This is a genomic window from Streptomyces incanus (assembly GCF_042656345.1).
GTDB lineage: Bacteria > Actinomycetota > Actinomycetes > Streptomycetales > Streptomycetaceae > Streptomyces > Streptomyces incanus.
Window position 1 is genome coordinate 34669 of the sequence record NZ_JBHSPC010000042.1, and the last position, 15139, is coordinate 49807.

Consider the following 15139-nt stretch of genomic DNA (forward strand, 5'->3'; position numbering starts at 1 on the left):
CGCTGAGGCCACCTGAGTTTCCGCCAGTGGCAGACAGCCCCAAGACCAGGGCACATAACGATCTACGGCTGGAGTACTAACTGCGGCAGTTCCGGTCGAACGCCTGGCGGAACGCGATGTCGTACCCGAACCTGTATCCGTCGCGGTAGCCGCGTCGGTAGTCACGGTTGCCCTGACGGGTCTGATCTTCGTAGCTGTCACGGTAGTCGCAGTCGCGACCGTCCCTGCGGCCGTCGCGGAGCCCGTCGCGGATGCCGCGCCGGTAGTCGGCGATTGAGGTGGGCGTCAGAGCCTGGCCGGCCTCCGGTGCCACTGCGGTCGCGGTCTGGGGAACGGCGGCGGGGGCTTGCGAGGCCGCGGCTGACGGGATCGCAAAGGCGGTCGCGAAGACGAGCGGACTCACGAGCGATACCGCAATCCTCTGTGCACGCATGACGATCTCCTTCGGGTAGTGAGGCTTTGAGGAAGCTTGACTGCACTACCAAGGCGACGGGAGGAAGCGGGTGTTCGCTGCAGACGACGCTGCGCGAAGGGGGAAGGGGACCGCGTACCGGTGGTCACCTCGCGTTTCCTGTGCCCTCTGCGCGAGGGCGGGGTTCGCTCATGACGCGGCCTTCATTCCTTGGTACCTCACCTCCGCTTGCCTGTCTTATTTTCGGAAACGCGTTTGGGTGTGAGTGGGTGGTGGGACGGCAGCGGATGGGCGTCAACGGAATCGCGACATGGATGTCCTGGTAGCGGGTGTGGGGCGGGGGCAGGTCTCCGTCGTTCTCGCGGTCGGCGCGAAGCTTCTGGTATGGGTCCATCGCCCCAAGTCAATTGTGGTGAAAGGTTCGTGACGGACAGTGGATGCGTTTACAGGCATGACTTCCGGTGAGCATGGAGGGTCGAAGTCGCCGGTGCCGACGTTTGCGTGGTACGCGTCGCGTGCGGCGAAGTCCGCGGTCCGGTCGTAGTAGGGACGTTCCTGCGTGAGCCGGTGATTGATCAGGGCCGCGTCGACGTCCCTCTCGACCGCTGACACGACGCCCGGTCGTCCGGTCGGGGGCGGCTGCGGTGGGGTCTTCGGCGTCGGTACGAGCGCGGGCAGCGGGGCGAAGAGGGCGGCCTGCGAGGACAAGGGTGTATCGAAGCCGAGGGTGACCCGCAGCGGGATGGTGAGCTGGGAGGTGCCGTCGGCTGCGTGCGTCTGTGCTTGTGCTTGTGAGCCGTTGGTCCCCGGCCGGGTGACTTGCCGTTGGGGGAGGGCATCGGAGGGGTGCTCTCTGTGGGGGAGGAGTGAGCCCTGTGGTGAACACCCCGTCCCGCAGCCGGGCCGCCTCACCGGACAGTGGAGCCTCGTGCAGAGCCCGCAGCACGCGGCTGATCCGCCCCCCTCGTTGGCCCGCCGGGCCAGTTGCCGCTCGCCCATCTCCGGCCGCCACACCGTGCCGTCGATGTCAGTTGCCGGCCCTCGGCGCCGATCTTCGCGGTGGCCTCGGCCTCGATCAGTTCCTGCAGCAGCCGCTCGGCGACCTCGCGGACGAGTTCAAGACCGTCCGCCGAACGTAGTGACTCAAGCAGGCGAAGCAGGTCATGCCAGAGCAGGCCACCGTGCACCCCATGGGTTCGAACTGCCCGTTCACCCAGGACAGTTGCACGGTGGCCTGCCAGTTGAGCAGGGAGCAGTCACCGGCAGCCGGTGCAGACGAGGGAGCGGAACCCGCGCACGCGGCCGCGGAGACCCCTTACATCACACAGCGGGACGCCGTCGTCTATGTCGCCAGGATGCTGTACGCCCTTGTGACCCTGGCCGAAGAGAACGCGTTCCCGCGTGGAAGCACGGTCGCCGCCGTCGTCACCGGGCGTCCTTCCCGTGAGCACGGCGAGCCGTTCTATGCCGTCTCCCGATACGCCGCCGCCTCCTCCAGATCCAGCCGCCGCAGCAAGGTGCGCAGCATCTCGTCGTCGAGGTAGCGGGCGTCGCGGAGTCTGACGAACACGTCACGCTCCGCGCTGATCATCTCCCGCGACAGCCGCCGGTAGGTGTCGTCCACGGACTCCCCGGTGACCGGGTTGGCCTGGCCCAGACGTTCCCAGACGGCGTTGCGGCGGCGCTCCAGGACGGTGCGCAGACGGTCGGCGAGCGGGGCCGGAAGAGCGTTGCGCTCGTCGGACAGGAGCTCGTCCAGCCGCTGCTCGGCGACCCGCGAGGCCTGCGCCTGGGCGTTTGCCTCCGCGAGGGTCTCGGTCTGGATGTCGCGCCCAGGGATCTTCAGCAGATGGATCAGCGGGGGCAGCGTCAGACCCTGCACCACCAGTGTGCCGATGACCGTGGTGAAGGTCAGGAAGAGCAGCAGGTTGCGCTGCGGGAAGTCGGCGCCGTCGGTGGTGAGCGGGATCGAGAAGGCGATGGCCAGCGAGACCACGCCGCGCATGCCGGCCCATGCGATGACGAACGGCGACTTCCAGCCGGGACTCCCCTCGCGTTCCCGGATCCGCGCCGACAGCAGCAGTGGCAGAAAGGTCGCCGGGTACACCCATACGAACCGCGCGACGACGACCACCGCGAAGACGGCCAGCGCGTACCAGGCGGCCTCGGCGCCCGCGTACTCCCCGAGCCCTCTGAGGACGATCGGCAGTTGCAGTCCGATGAGCGCGAACACCGCGGCCTCCAGGACGAACGCGACCATCCTCCACACCGCCTCCTCCTGGAGCCGGGTGGCGAAACCGACCTCCCACGCGCGGTGTCCCAGATAGAGCGCGACGACCACGACCGCGATGACCCCGGAGGCGTGCACCTGCTCGGCGGTGGCGTAGGCGACGAACGGGATCAACAGGGAGAGCGTGTTCTGCAGCAGCGCCTCCTTCACATGGGTGCGCAGCCAGTGCAGCGGAACCATCAGCACCAGGCCGAACGCGAGGCCGCCGAACGCCGCGAGCAGGAACTCGCCGATTCCCCCGGCCCAGGTCGCGCCCTCGCCGACGGCCGCTGCCACGGCCACCCGGAACGCGGTGATCGCGGTGGCGTCGTTCAGCAGGGACTCGCCCTGGAGGATCGTGGTGATCCGGGACGGCAGCCCGACCCGGCGCGCCACCGCCGTCGCCGCGACCGCGTCCGGCGGGGCCACCACGGCACCGAACACCAGAGCCGCGGTGAGCGACAGGCCCGGCACGAGCAGGTACAGGGCCCAGCCGACGACGAAGGTCGCGAACAGTACGTACCCCACCGACAGCAGCGCGACCGGCCGCAGCTGCGCCCGCAGACCGAGGTAGGAGCTGTCGGTGGCAGCCGTGTGCAGCAGCGGGGGCAGGAGGAGCGGAAGGACGATGTGCGGGTCGAGCGTGTAGACGGGCACGCCGGGGACGTAGCTGACCGCGAGGCCGGCGGCGACCACCAGCAGCGGGGCCGGCACCGGAGTGCGTCTGGCGGCGGCAGAGATCGCGGCACTGCCCGCCACCAGCAACAGCAGCGGCATCACGTCCATGTCGTGCCCACCCCCGATCTCCGCGCAGTGATCCGTGCAACCGTCGTAATCTGGCCATCATGAAACAGTGCACGCACGCCGACGCGCTGCCGCTCCCGGAACCCGTCCCACTCACCGAGACGTGTCCGGAGTGTCTGCGGGACGGCACGGATCCGGTGCAGTTGCGCCTGTGTCTCAGCTGCGGTCACGTCGGCTGCTGCGACTCGTCGCTGGGACGGCACGCGACGGGGCACCACCGGGAAACGGGCCACCCCGTGATACGGACCCATGAGCCCGGAGAGAACTGGCGCTGGTGCTTCGTCGATCAGGTACTCGTGTGAACGGACGGGACCCGAGTGGTGGAAGTGCCGCACCTGCTCACCCTGGCGGGATCTGCCTGCCGAACCGGGTTCGTTCCAGACGGCGCACAAACGCCTGATCAGGTGGGTCGCGGACGGCACCTGGGAACGGATCCTCGCCGCCGTCCTGGCCGCGGCGGACGCGGATGACGACGTGGGCCGGACGGTCTGCCGGGCCCACCGGCATGCGGCCGGTGCTGGAAAAAGGGCTCCACGCCGGTCCGAACCCAACGATCACGCACTCGGACGCTCTCGCGGCAGCCTGAGCACGAAAGCGCATGTGGTCGGTGACAGCCGGGCACGTCCGTTGGCCCTCTACGTCACCGCAGGCCAAACCGGTGACGCAACGGCGTTGGAGGGCTGTCATAGCCAGGATCCGCGTTCCACGACGCGGGCTCGGTAGACCCAGGACTCGACCGGAGGCCGTCCTCGCGGACCCGCGCCTACTCCTCCCGCGCGATCCGTAGACATCTCCGCCGGCGCGGGATCCGCGCCGTCCTCCCGCAACCCGCCGACCAGGTCGGACACCGCCTTCGGCGAGGCCGTGGAGGAGACCGACCGTCGGGCTTAGATGCGGAGACATACAAGCAGCGCGACACCGTCCAGGGCGGCGTCCGTGTACGCGAGGGAAAATCACCCGCGCGGACGCCGCTGAAAGCGCCGAACCAAGTCGTCATGGTCAGGGAGGTTCAGACCTTACAACGGCATGGGGTTGACATCCGTTGCCAAACGAGCATGGAGTTCGACGTCGAAGCGGACACCGTCGTACTCGAGCTTCTGCCGTTGCTGCCCTTCAACCGAGAAGCCGGCAGCACGGGCTACTTTGCACGAGGCGGGATTGTTCACCCGGTGCCCGAGCTCCAACCGGAACAGTTCCGCATCGTCGAAAGCCCAGCAGGCCACAGCACAGCAGGCCCGGGAAGCCGTGCTCCGGCCACGGGCCGTTGCCGTCGTCCAGTAGGACACCCACCCGATGGCATGACGCCTGTCCACCGAGCTGACACACACCTGGCCGAGAACGAGACCGCTGCCATCGACGACAGCGAAGGAACAGGCCGAGTCAGCAGCCCACTGGTCACCACGAGCCGTTATCCACCGCTCGGCAGCCTGGACGGAATCAACCGGCTCGACGGACTGTCCTCGCATCAGCGGATCCGAGAACGCGGTCATCACCGCCAAGGCGTCGCATCAGCGGATCCGAGAACGCGGTCATCACCGCCAAGGCGTCCTCAGCCTTCCAATTCCGCAGGCACAGGCCAGAGGAGGTATCTACACGATCACGCACGATGCGAGTCTTCCTCAGTGGACACCGCCTGTCACGCCGATTTCCTCAGCCGTCGGCGGCCCTCGCCAGGGAACCGAGCCCACGTCAGGGACGTGAACCGGGTTCCACCACCGTAAGTGCCGTCATTTCTCATCGACACCCAGGCAACGAGAGATCGCCGACTGCTTCCCGAACCCACCCACATCTGCTGTTCCTGAAGATGCACGAAGCCACGCCGAAGTATGTGCCCGGTTGGGAGTCGGACAGTCCGTGGGCGCGGTCGGCCCGAGCGCGGATACAACGCACTTGCCGAGTCGTTCAACGCGGCCCTCAAACGTGAGACGATCAGCGGCGCCCGCCGCTTCGACGGCGCTCGCGCCTGCCGCCTGGCGGTCTTCCGTTGGATCGCCCGCTACAACACCCGCCACCGGCACTCGGCGAATGGACAGCAGGCACCGATCGCCTATGAACTGCAGTCAGCTCCCCTGACACTTGCCGCATAACGATACGAATAGGTGTTCACTCTTCGAGGGCAAGGCCCGGCCTTGGCGGATCACTTGCTGCGGGTGGCGCAGAACGGTCACTGACCGCGCTGCGAGCAGTCCGTGCCCGGAGAAATCGGTGCAGAATGGGAATGTGATCTTCCGCAGCGGCCGAGCAATCCCTTGGCGGGGGCGGACCGTATATAGAGGTGTGCCGAGCTTCCGGTTCCCCGTTGGCCGTCTCCCGGACGAGGCTCTGCTGTCCGGGCTGGCCACCGGTGATCCGGAGCTCGCGGTCACCTTCGTACGGAGGTTCCAGCACGCGGTCTTCGGTGTCGCCATCGCCGTCACCGGAGATCCGCAGCTTGCCGAGGACATCGCCCAGCAGACGTTCGAACGTGCGTGGCGTCATGCGCAGATCTACGACTCGCGCCGCGGGTCGGTGACGACCTGGCTGACGACCATCGCGCACAATCTCGCCATCGACGCCGTCCGTGCGCGGCGGACGGAGCCGGTGGCACCCGAGGACCTCGACGCGCTCCTCGATGTCGTGACCGAGACCCCCGAGCAGTGGGCCCTGGCCGACGAGGCCTCGTCCCAGCTGCGGGCCGCCGTGGCGCAGCTGCCGCGGGAGCAGGGTCGTGCCATGGTGATGGCGGGCATCTACGGAATGACGGCCCAGCAGATCGCCGACTGGGAGAAGATCCCGCTGGGCACCGCAAAGACGCGGATCAGGACAGCGATGGGAAAGTTGCGGAACGCACTCGCCTCTCCGAATCGAGAGGACCATGGCCAGTGACGTGACCTGCGAGAAGCTGAGGGAGATCGGCGTCGAGCTGGCACTGGGCGTGCTGCCCGGCCGTGAGCGGGCGGTGGCGGTCGCGCATCTGGACCGGTGCGCGGCCTGTCGGGAGTACATCGAGCACATGACCCTGGTGGGCGACGGACTGATCGGGCTGGTGCCGGGCAGCGAGCCGCCGCTCGGGTTCGAGACCCGGGTGGCGCGCAGACTGACCCAGGACGTGACGGCGCACGAGGGGGGGTCCCACGCGCAGGCGTCCGGCCTCGCGCACAAGGCGGTCCGCAGTCGCGCACGCCGTGTCCGGCTGAGGGTCGCGTCCGCCGTGGCCGCGTTCGCGTTCGTCTTCGGGTTTACCGGCTGGGCGGTCGGCACCGCCATCGAGAGTGTCACGGCATCGAGCTCCCCTGCCGTGGAGGCCCAGACGCCTTTGATGGAGGGAGAGCTGACCTCGGCCTCGGGCCTCGGGCCGTCGGCCGGCGACGTCTACGCCCACCCCGGAGACCCGGGGAAACCCGGTTGGATCTATATGACCGTCGACCTTGCCGCCGTCGGCACTTCGTACAGCGGCAAGGTCGTCTGCCTCCTGGAGCGCACGGACGGCACCACGATCCGCGTGGGCACCTTCACCCTGAGCAACGGACATGGTGACTGGGGCGCGGCGGCCCCGGTCGACCCCGCGGCGCTCTCCGGCACCCGCCTGACCGCCTCCGACGGCACCGTCCTCGCCACCGGCCACTTCGAGACCGGCCGAAGCACGTGAAATCGGCGCCCCGCCACGACCTCAGGGGCGAGCGGTGCGGCGCCTCGGGCCGGGCAGCGTCGCGTCGAGTGCGGCGGCCAGTTCGGCAACCGAGGGCCGGGACGACGGATCGGTCCGAAGGCAGCCGTCGATGGCCGCCGCGAGCCCCCCGGGCAGACGCCGCCGCGAGCCGATCGGCGGGGCGGCCCCTTCCAGCTGTGGATACCGGTCGTCCCGGCCGCCCGTGACGCTGCCGTCGCAGGGCTCGTCTCCTTTCTCCCCACGGGGAGAAACCTCGCGGGAATCCCCGCGGCCGAACGGCATGTCCCCGGCGGCGACCTCGTACAACGTGATGCCGATGCCCCACATGTCCGCGGCTGCCGACAGCGGCCCGCCGCGGGCCTGCTCGGGAGCGAGGTAGCAGAACGTGCCCACCCCCGCGGGCGCGGGCCCGGGCGGCCGCGCGATGCTCAGGTCCAGCACCTTCGCGTGACCGCAGTCCACCACCACGTTCGACGGCTTGAGGTCCAGGTGCAGCAGACCCTGACCGTGGAGGTAGTGGATCGCGGAACACAGCTGCACCCCGAGAAGCGCCACGTCGGCGGCGGACGGCCGGCGCCGCAACCGGTGGACGAGGTGGGACAGCGTTTCGCCGGTCAACGTCTCCAGCACGACGAGCGGCACCGGCGACTCGAACGTCTCGTACGCGCGGACCAGGTTCGGATGGGTGAAGGCCCCCAGCCACCGCCCCTCACGCAGCAGCTGGTCGCGCAGCTGCTCCTGGTCCCGGCAGTCGGGGCGCACGGCCTTGATCACACAGCGGCAGTCCCGTTCCTCGCTCCAGACGTCGTAGACGTCGAGCCAGCCGGTGCGCGCCAGATGCGCCAGGACCTCGTAGCCCGGGACCGGTCTCGTGCCGGGTGTCAGGGGCGGGGCGGACCGCACCGCCGGGACACTCACGGCAGCACCGTCCCCGGGGCCGAGGACCCGGCCGGGGCGGAACCGGCCAGGGCGTTCAGCCGGTGCAGCCGGGCGTACGTCCCGCCGAGCTCGAGCAGGTCGTCGTGGGCGCCGCACTCGACAATCCTGCCCTGGTCGAGAACCACGATGCGCGTGGCGTCTCGGACGGTCAGCAGGTTGTGGGAGATGACGACGGTCGTCCGCTCGGCCATGAGCCGGCGCAGCGGGTCCATGATCCGCCGGCCGGACCGCACATCGAGACCGGTGGTCGGTTCGTCGAGGAGAAGCACGGGCGCGTCCCTGATCATCGCACGGGCGATCGCCAGGCGCTGGCGCTGCCCGCCGGAGAGCGTCCGGCCGCGCTGGCCGACCATCGTGTCGTAGCCCTCCGGGAGCAGCTCGATGAACTCGTGCGCGTCCGCGGCGCGCGCCGCCGCGACGATGTCCGCCTCCGTCGCCTCCGGCCGGCCGTAGGCAATGTTGTCCCGCACGGTGCCGTGGAAGACGAGCGTCTCCTGCAGGACCACCGCGACGCTCTCCCGCAGGTCGGACAGGCGCAGGCTCCGCAGATCCGTCCCGTCGAGGCGGACCGCGCCCCGGTCGGGGTCGTAGAAGCGCAGCTGCAGCTTCGCGACCGTCGACTTGCCGGCCCCGCTGGCCCCGACCAGCGCCAACGTCTCTCCGGCTGCCACGTGGAACGACACGTCCGACAGTGCCCAGGACGACGTACCGGGATAGCGGAAGGAGACGCCGTCGAACTCCACGTCACCCCGCGCACGGCCGACCCGGCGGGCGCCGGCGGCCTCGACGACCTGCGGCCGCTGGTCCAGCAATTCGATGATCCGTTCGGCCGAGGCGGACGCCGCGTAGAAGGTGGTGCCGAGGTGGGACAGACTGCGGACCGGACTGTAGAGGTTGCCGATCAGCGCCAGGAAGACCAGCAGTCCGCCCAGAGTGAGCTGTCCCTGGGCCAGCTTCCAGGTGCCCAGGCTCATGACCGCGAGGGCGCCGGACACCTCGATGACCTCGACGATGGATCCGTAGACGGCGCGGATCCGCGTCGAGGTCATCGTGGCCCGGAACCTGCCGACGTTTTCACGCTCGAACCGGCGCTCTTCCCACCTCTGCCGGTTGTACGCCTGCACCAGGGCGACGTTGCCCAGCGACTCCTCGGCGATCGCGCTGATCGAACCGCTGCGGCGCCTGCGCTCCCGGGACGCCTCTTTGATCAGCCGCGAGAAGTGCCGGGCGGCGCCCCAGAACAGCGGCACGATGACGAGGGCGAGGAGGGTCAGATCCCACTGCAGATAGAACAGCAGACCGAGGAAGACACCCAGGCGGATCACGTAGTAGAGGGCGTCCGCCACTCCCGAGAGCAGGAACGTCTCGACCGCGTCGACATCGCCCGTCACACGCGACAACACGTCCCCGAGCCGCCGGCGTTCGAAGAATCCGAGCGACAGGCCCTGGACGTGCCGGAACACATCGGAGCGAAGCGTCAGCAGGAAGCGTTCGCTGACCCACGTGGACGTCACGTCGTCGGCGGACCCCAGGACGTTGGAGCCGATGATGAGCCCCAGATAGGTCGGTGCGATCCACAGGAGCGGTCCGACGTCGCGGGGAACGAGCACATCGTCCACCACGATCTTGAAGAGCCAGATTTCCGTGGCGTCGAGGGCAGGGCCGATCAGGCTGAAGAGGACGATGGGAGCGAACCAGCGCCGACCGCCGCGGGTATAGGGCCAGAACCGCCGGAACACCTCGCGCGGAGACACCGGGGGCGCGGCCGCCACCACATCGGAAGCCTCACCCACCGACAGCAGACGCCGCAGGACATGCACCATGGCATGCGTTCCTCATGGGACGGACGGAGCGGACCAGGACCTTCCGGTCTCCGGCCCGCTCAGCCTCCCTGGTGTGGTCACCAGCGGCCGTGGTCGTGGCCGTGGCGGTCGCCGTGGCGGTCGCCACGGTCGTCGCCGTGGTCGCGTCCGTGGTCGCGCTCGTGGTCGCGCCCCGAGAAGTCGTCGCGGCGCGACGTGTCGTCGTTGCGGTCCCGGCGATTGGCAGGAATCAGATTGCTGAAGATACCCATTGCGTTCCTCCTGAAACTTGCTGCACATGAGGTACGTCTCAGGACGGGACTTGGATGGCGTTTCTGGGCAATAAGTTGAAAATAGTTGCGTATCGGCCGCAGCCGCGGCACCAGGCCGTCGTGCGGCCCTCCCTGCGCGCCCGGCAGGGCGAGCAGGCCTGCGTGCCGGTGCGACGCCGATGGAAGGTGTATCCGCAGTCTGGGCAGTGCATGACTTGCGGAAGTTGCGACAGCAGCCAGTCCAGTGGACTCGTGATCACGCCTCGGTCGGGGGAGCTTCGCCCCGCGCTTCTACGATCATTAAGGCGAGTCGGACCTGCGGCAATGCACTCAGTGTGGGAGGCGTGATCGTGCTGAGGACCGCTTTGACGGCCGCTGCGACCGTGACCAGTTGGCCGGGATTTAGGGCGTCACGAATGGGTGTGATGGCCGCGAGGACTTTCTGGACGGCCGTGCCGGAAGGTCCGCAGTCCCGTACGTGTTACCGCGGCGGGGTAGCGCGAGGGTGCGGGTGCCTCTTCGTGTCTGTGCCGGTGGCCGGCAGCCGTCGGCCACTGCTGGCTGTCTTCCTGCTGGCCGCAGTGGGGCGTGTGAGGGTCCGCCGCTGACACCGGGGTGGCACAGACACCGGATTTCACTGTCATGAGGTGGTGTATCCCCAGGTGGTTCGCTGACATGAAGCCGAGAGGTCGCACCCTGTACCTCGGGGTGCATCGCCGCCCATGTGGTTGACGAAGGTGTTGTGCGGCACGTAGCCGTCGGTGCGCTCGCCCCGGTACTTCCACCCGACGGTCTCAGCGGTGATGACGGATCTGGGCTACGACGGCACCTTCGTCGGCCTGTACTTCTGCTGAGGCGGCCTGCCTTTTGCTTCGCGATCACCGATGCCCATGGTGATCGGCTGCCCGTCGAGGCCAGGGACCTCGCCGCGCGCCCGGGCGGCAAGTCGGGTGGTGGGCTGCTCCTCGTCACCGCCTGCGCCGACCGGTGGGGTGTCGATCCGTACCCGCCCGGCGGGAAGACGGTCTGGGTGGAGGTCGGCCGCTGACGGGTTGTACCGACTCGACCCTGCCGCAAGGCCGATTTCATGATCACAACACAACCAAGGGGCCCTTGTGGCAGTCCTCCTCATGGTGGCTGAGGAATGCCACCCGGCAACGACCCGTCCGTCCCGAGTTCACTCGGAGGTGCGGTCGTTCCCGCGCGAAGACTTCCTGAATGGAAACACGTTGAGCGTCGTTGTCGATTCCAGCGGCCGGGTTCAGCCGGCTCGTCCCGGTGATCCCGCCCGTATAGGCCCCTACCGGATCACCGACCGTCTCGGTGCCGGAGGCATGGGCACCGTCCACGCGGGTCTCGACCCCGCCGGGACGTGCGTCGCCGTGAAGGTGATCCACGCCCCGCAGGCCCAGGATCCGGAGTTCCGCGCCCGGTTCCGCCGTGAGGTGCAGCTGTCCGCCCGCGTCCAGGGGCCGTGCCTCATTCCGCTCCTCGCGGCCGACACCGAGGTCGACACGCCGTGGTCGGCCACCGAGTATGCCCCCGGGCTTACCCTCAACGACCACCTGACCGTCCATGGCCCGCTCACCGGTGGTCTGCTGTACGTCTTCGCGGCGGGCACCGCTCAGGCGCTGGCTGCCGCCCAGGGGGCCGGCGTGGTCCACCGGGACGTGAAGTCGCAGAACTCGGTGCCCTGCTGTGGTCGGGTGTGATCATGATGGCGGCCATCGTGTATCTGCTGCTGACCATGCGGGCCCACCGGCTCACTCCGGCTCGCCTCGCGGTGGCGACCGGTTTCTACACGCTCTTCGCTCTCGGCCTGATCCCGATCCTCAGCTGACCGGGCCCTGCGCGTGTGCTGCCGCCCGGGCCCCGCGGCAGTGCTCTGTTGTCGCCGCTTCTCGGCGGCGTTGTGGGGCCTATTCGCCGAGGGCGCGAACAGCGCGGAGCAAAGGATGCGATCTGTCATGGCTGGACATGCACGCAGGGCTGTACGGACCGAGGACACCGGGGGATCTACAGAGCGGCGCCGGGGCCGGCGCCCGAAGCGGCGGATCGGACGGTGGGTGGTGCTGGGCACTTCCTGCCTCATCCTTGGCGCCGCCGCTACCGGCGGGTGGCTGTATTCCCACCTCAGCGGCAACATCAAGGGCGCCGACGTCGGTGACGCCCTGGGGGACGACCGGCCCCAGGCCGCGGCCGGGGGAGAGAACATCCTGGTCATCGGCTCCGACAGCCGCAAGGGACTGGGAGACGCCTACGGCAGGAACCTCACGACGATGCAGTCCGACGCGCTGATGCTGTTGCATACCGGCGGCAACGGGAAATGGGCCACCGTCGTCTCCTTTCCCCGCGACTCCTGGGTGCAGGTTCCCGCTTGCGACCGCGGCGACGGCTCCACGTCCTCACCTCATCACTTCAAGATCAATGAGGCGTTCGCGATAGGCGGCACGACCGGCGACACCGCCAAGGCTGCCGCCTGTGCCATCAAAACGGTCGAGGCCAACACCCAGGTCCGCATCGACCACTTTCTTATCGTCGACTTCCGCGGCTTCGGCGGCATGGTCGACGCCCTCGGAGGCGTCGAGGTCTGCCCGAAGCAGCCCATACATGACACCAAGGCCCACCTCGACCTCGAGGCCGGCTGCCAGATCGTCAAGGACGACAAGGCCCTCGGCTACGTCCGCGCCCGCTACAGCATCGGCGACGGCTCCGACGTTGGCCGCATCGGCCGCCAGCAGGAGTTCATGCAGTCCCTCGCCGCCCGCGCCAAATCCAAGCTGCACAGCCCCTCTGCCCTGTACGGCTTTTTGGACTCGGCCACCAAGTCGCTGACCACCGACCCCGACCTCGCCGGCATCAAACCCCTGACCAGCCTGGCATCCGGCTTGACGGGCATAGCCACCGACCGCATCTCCTTCCTCACCGTCCCCAACTACCCTCGCGAACGCGACGTCCCCACCGACAAGGCCAACGTCACCTGGCAACAGCCCGCCGCCCGCCAGCTGTTCACCGCGATCAACCGCGACCAGGAGATGACCAAGACCGACCTGAAGAAGGCCACCGCCCAGATGCCCGCACCGGCCGGCACCGTGCACGTCACCGTCCTCAACGGCACCGCCGCCCAGGGCGCGGCCCTGAAGGCCGCCGACCGACTGCGCGACCTCGGATTCCAGATCACCGCCACCGGCAATGCCCCCGACAAGGTCGGCAAAACAACCCTTATCTACCCCCAGGGCCAGTCGGAGCAGGCCCAAACCCTCGCCGGTCACCTGCCCGGCGTCACCCCCGCCCTCTCCGAGCAGGCGGTTGCCGGAACGGTCACCTTGACCATCGGCCCCGACCTGCCCGCCTTGAGTGGCTGACCCCGCCCCGTACCTGGGAGAACCGACAAAGTGAACCTTCCCCTTGATCGTGGACACCTGGAGACTGGGACGTGAGGTCCCAGAGGAAGTAGTGCCAGGTGGGGCGCAAGAGCAACCGCAGCAGGCGGTACACGGAGGAGTTCGAACGGGACGCGGTCGCGCTCGTTCGCTCCTCAGGGAAGACCGTCACCGAGGTGGCCCGGGAGATCGGTGGCAGCGCCGAGGGACTGCGGAACCGGGTCAAGCAGGACACGATCGACCGCGGGCAGGGGCGCCGGGAGAGCTGACGACGGCCGAGCGCGAAGAGCTGCGCCGGCTGCGGAGGCCGGCCGCCGAGCAGGCCGAGACGATCGAGGTGCTGCGAAAAGCGGCGCTCTACTCCGCCTCGATGGACGAGGTGTACGCGTTCATCGAGGCGGAGAAGACCACCCATAACGTCGCTCTGTTGTGCTGGCTGCTGAAGCCGGCCCGCTCCTCCTTCTGCGCGTGGCCGGCCGGCGAGAAGACGCACTCGGCGAGGAAGGCCGCCGACGACGCCCTGGCCCACGAGATCACCGTGCTGCACGTCGCCTCCAAAGCCACCTATGGGGTGCCGCGCATCCACGCCGGGCTGCGCCGGCTCGGACACCGCGTGAACCGCAAACGGATCGAGCGCGTCATGCGTGAACGCGGCATCAGCGGTGTCACACGGCGCAGGCGCAAGGGCCTGACCCGCCCGGTCAAAAGGGCGGTGCCCGCCCCGGACCCGATCCGCCGCGACTTCACCGCGACCGTGCCGGGGATGAAGCTGGTCGGTGACATCACCTACATCGCCACCGGCGAGGGCCGGCTGTATGCGGCGACCTGGCTGGATCTGGCAACCCACGAGATCGTCGGCTGCTCGATGGCCGACCACCACCGCGCCGGCCTGGTCGTGGACGCGCTGAAGACGGCCGCCGGACGCGGGCAGCCGAAGCCCGGAGGAATTGCGCACTCGGACCGCGGCAGTGCATACACCTCCGACGAACTCCGACGTGAAATAGGCCGGTTGGGACTGCGGCAGGGCATGGGCCGCACCGGCTCATGCTTCGGCAGCGCCGCCGCCGAGTCGTTCTTCACACTGCTGAAGGAGGAGATCGGAACCCGCCGCCGGCCCGACCGGGCCGGCGCCCGCGCGGACATCTTCGCTTTCGTCGAGACCTTCTACAATCGACAGCGCCTACGCCGCCATCCACGCTGGGGCTACCTCACCCCGCTGGAGACCCGACAGCGCCTCGAACGAGGACACGCCCTCGTGGCGTAAGCATCGAGTGTCCAAGATCACGGGGAAGCTTCAGGGGGAGCTTCATCCTGCGGACGGCAGCACGTCACCGGCCCGCCCGCGCGCTCGACCACCCCACCCGCCACCCGGCAGCACAACGGCCATACCGGTTTCACCTGATGTGTCAACGAACGACACGCTGCTGCCGCGGGTGAGCAGGTGCCGACAAGTCCCCCGGACAGCGTATCGGGGCATCAAGTCCATTACAGGAAAAGTCACCTGATTATCCATCAGCACGCCATGGCGCGGCAGACTGGCGTCTCCTGTAACCCGATTGGAGTCAATATACCGGCTTCCCTTATGTCTCGATATGACAGATATGAGAAT

At 68.6% G+C, this 15139-nt stretch carries 14 protein-coding genes and 4 pseudogenes; 11 read left to right on the plus strand and 7 right to left on the minus strand.

Annotated features, from left to right (window positions below; translation table 11 throughout):
* Nucleotides 1-76: 76 nt before the first annotated feature.
* Nucleotides 77-433, minus strand: a complete 357-nt coding sequence (locus ACFP2V_RS16445; protein ID WP_381212118.1) for a hypothetical protein — start codon at nucleotides 431-433, stop codon at nucleotides 77-79.
* Nucleotides 434-1455: 1022 nt separating this feature from the next.
* Nucleotides 1456-1587: pseudogene (locus ACFP2V_RS38645) on the minus strand (IS256 family transposase); the annotation flags it as partial.
* 165 nt (nucleotides 1588-1752) lie between these two features.
* Between ACFP2V_RS38645 and ACFP2V_RS16450 the strand changes: the two are divergent.
* A pseudogene (locus tag ACFP2V_RS16450) lies at nucleotides 1753-1851 on the plus strand (1-aminocyclopropane-1-carboxylate deaminase); the annotation flags it as partial.
* A 23-nt stretch (nucleotides 1852-1874) separates the two neighbouring features.
* Here ACFP2V_RS16450 and ACFP2V_RS16455 read toward each other — a convergent pair.
* Nucleotides 1875-3467, minus strand: a complete 1593-nt coding sequence (locus ACFP2V_RS16455) for a Na+/H+ antiporter (protein ID WP_381212120.1) — start codon at nucleotides 3465-3467, stop codon at nucleotides 1875-1877.
* Between the two features lie 59 nt (nucleotides 3468-3526).
* Here ACFP2V_RS16455 and ACFP2V_RS16460 point away from each other — a divergent pair, with 59 nt between their 5' ends.
* Nucleotides 3527-3787: a UBP-type zinc finger domain-containing protein gene (locus tag ACFP2V_RS16460; protein WP_381212123.1), complete on the plus strand. Its 261-nt coding sequence runs from the start codon at nucleotides 3527-3529 to the stop codon at nucleotides 3785-3787.
* Nucleotides 3788-3806: 19 nt separating this feature from the next.
* Nucleotides 3807-4411, plus strand: a pseudogene (locus tag ACFP2V_RS16465) (IS5 family transposase); the annotation flags it as partial.
* Between the two features lie 90 nt (nucleotides 4412-4501).
* Here ACFP2V_RS16465 and ACFP2V_RS16470 read toward each other — a convergent pair.
* On the minus strand, nucleotides 4502-4975 hold the full coding sequence (locus tag ACFP2V_RS16470; protein ID WP_381212126.1) for a GNAT family N-acetyltransferase: 474 nt from the start codon (nucleotides 4973-4975) through the stop codon (nucleotides 4502-4504).
* Nucleotides 4976-5311: 336 nt separating this feature from the next.
* Here ACFP2V_RS16470 and ACFP2V_RS16475 point away from each other — a divergent pair, with 336 nt between their 5' ends.
* The 3 genes from ACFP2V_RS16475 (at nucleotide 5312) to ACFP2V_RS16485 (ending at nucleotide 7113) form a co-directional block, all read left to right on the plus strand.
* Nucleotides 5312-5572 (plus strand): integrase core domain-containing protein, encoded by a 261-nt coding sequence (locus ACFP2V_RS16475; protein ID WP_381212129.1) that lies wholly within the window; start codon nucleotides 5312-5314, stop codon nucleotides 5570-5572.
* A gap of 190 nt (nucleotides 5573-5762) precedes the next feature.
* Entirely contained in the window at nucleotides 5763-6350 is a 588-nt protein-coding gene (locus ACFP2V_RS16480) for an RNA polymerase sigma factor (RefSeq protein WP_381212132.1), read from the plus strand.
* On the plus strand, nucleotides 6340-7113 hold the full coding sequence (locus ACFP2V_RS16485; RefSeq protein WP_381212135.1) for an anti-sigma factor: 774 nt from the start codon (nucleotides 6340-6342) through the stop codon (nucleotides 7111-7113). The genes ACFP2V_RS16480 and ACFP2V_RS16485 overlap by 11 nt, the downstream gene beginning before the upstream one ends.
* A 21-nt stretch (nucleotides 7114-7134) precedes the next feature.
* Here the strand turns inward: ACFP2V_RS16485 and ACFP2V_RS16490 are convergent, their stop codons facing one another.
* The 3 genes from ACFP2V_RS16490 to ACFP2V_RS16500 form a co-directional block, all read right to left on the minus strand.
* Complete coding sequence (locus ACFP2V_RS16490) at nucleotides 7135-8052, minus strand: serine/threonine-protein kinase (protein WP_381212137.1); 918 nt, start codon at nucleotides 8050-8052, stop codon at nucleotides 7135-7137.
* Nucleotides 8049-9896: an ABC transporter ATP-binding protein gene (locus ACFP2V_RS16495; protein ID WP_381212140.1), complete on the minus strand. Its 1848-nt coding sequence runs from the start codon at nucleotides 9894-9896 to the stop codon at nucleotides 8049-8051. The genes ACFP2V_RS16490 and ACFP2V_RS16495 overlap by 4 nt, the downstream gene beginning before the upstream one ends.
* A gap of 77 nt (nucleotides 9897-9973) precedes the next feature.
* Entirely contained in the window at nucleotides 9974-10147 is a 174-nt protein-coding gene (locus ACFP2V_RS16500) for a hypothetical protein (protein ID WP_381212143.1), read from the minus strand.
* 1229 nt (nucleotides 10148-11376) lie between these two features.
* On the opposite strand from ACFP2V_RS16500, the gene ACFP2V_RS16505 reads away from it, so the two are divergent.
* The 5 genes and pseudogenes from ACFP2V_RS16505 to ACFP2V_RS16525 all read left to right on the plus strand — a co-directional run.
* On the plus strand, nucleotides 11377-11859 hold the full coding sequence (locus ACFP2V_RS16505) for a protein kinase domain-containing protein (RefSeq protein WP_381212146.1): 483 nt from the start codon (nucleotides 11377-11379) through the stop codon (nucleotides 11857-11859).
* A gap of 2 nt (nucleotides 11860-11861) precedes the next feature.
* Nucleotides 11862-11987, plus strand: a complete 126-nt coding sequence (locus tag ACFP2V_RS16510; protein WP_381212149.1) for a hypothetical protein — start codon at nucleotides 11862-11864, stop codon at nucleotides 11985-11987.
* Between the two features lie 127 nt (nucleotides 11988-12114).
* Nucleotides 12115-13512: an LCP family protein gene (locus ACFP2V_RS16515; protein ID WP_381212152.1), complete on the plus strand. Its 1398-nt coding sequence runs from the start codon at nucleotides 12115-12117 to the stop codon at nucleotides 13510-13512.
* Nucleotides 13513-13610: 98 nt separating this feature from the next.
* Nucleotides 13611-13799 (plus strand): transposase, encoded by a 189-nt coding sequence (locus ACFP2V_RS16520; RefSeq protein ID WP_381212204.1) that lies wholly within the window; start codon nucleotides 13611-13613, stop codon nucleotides 13797-13799.
* Nucleotides 13778-14794: pseudogene (locus tag ACFP2V_RS16525) on the plus strand (IS3 family transposase); the annotation flags it as partial. The gene ACFP2V_RS16520 and the pseudogene ACFP2V_RS16525, both read left to right, overlap by 22 nt.
* Nucleotides 14795-15139 lie beyond the last annotated feature (345 nt).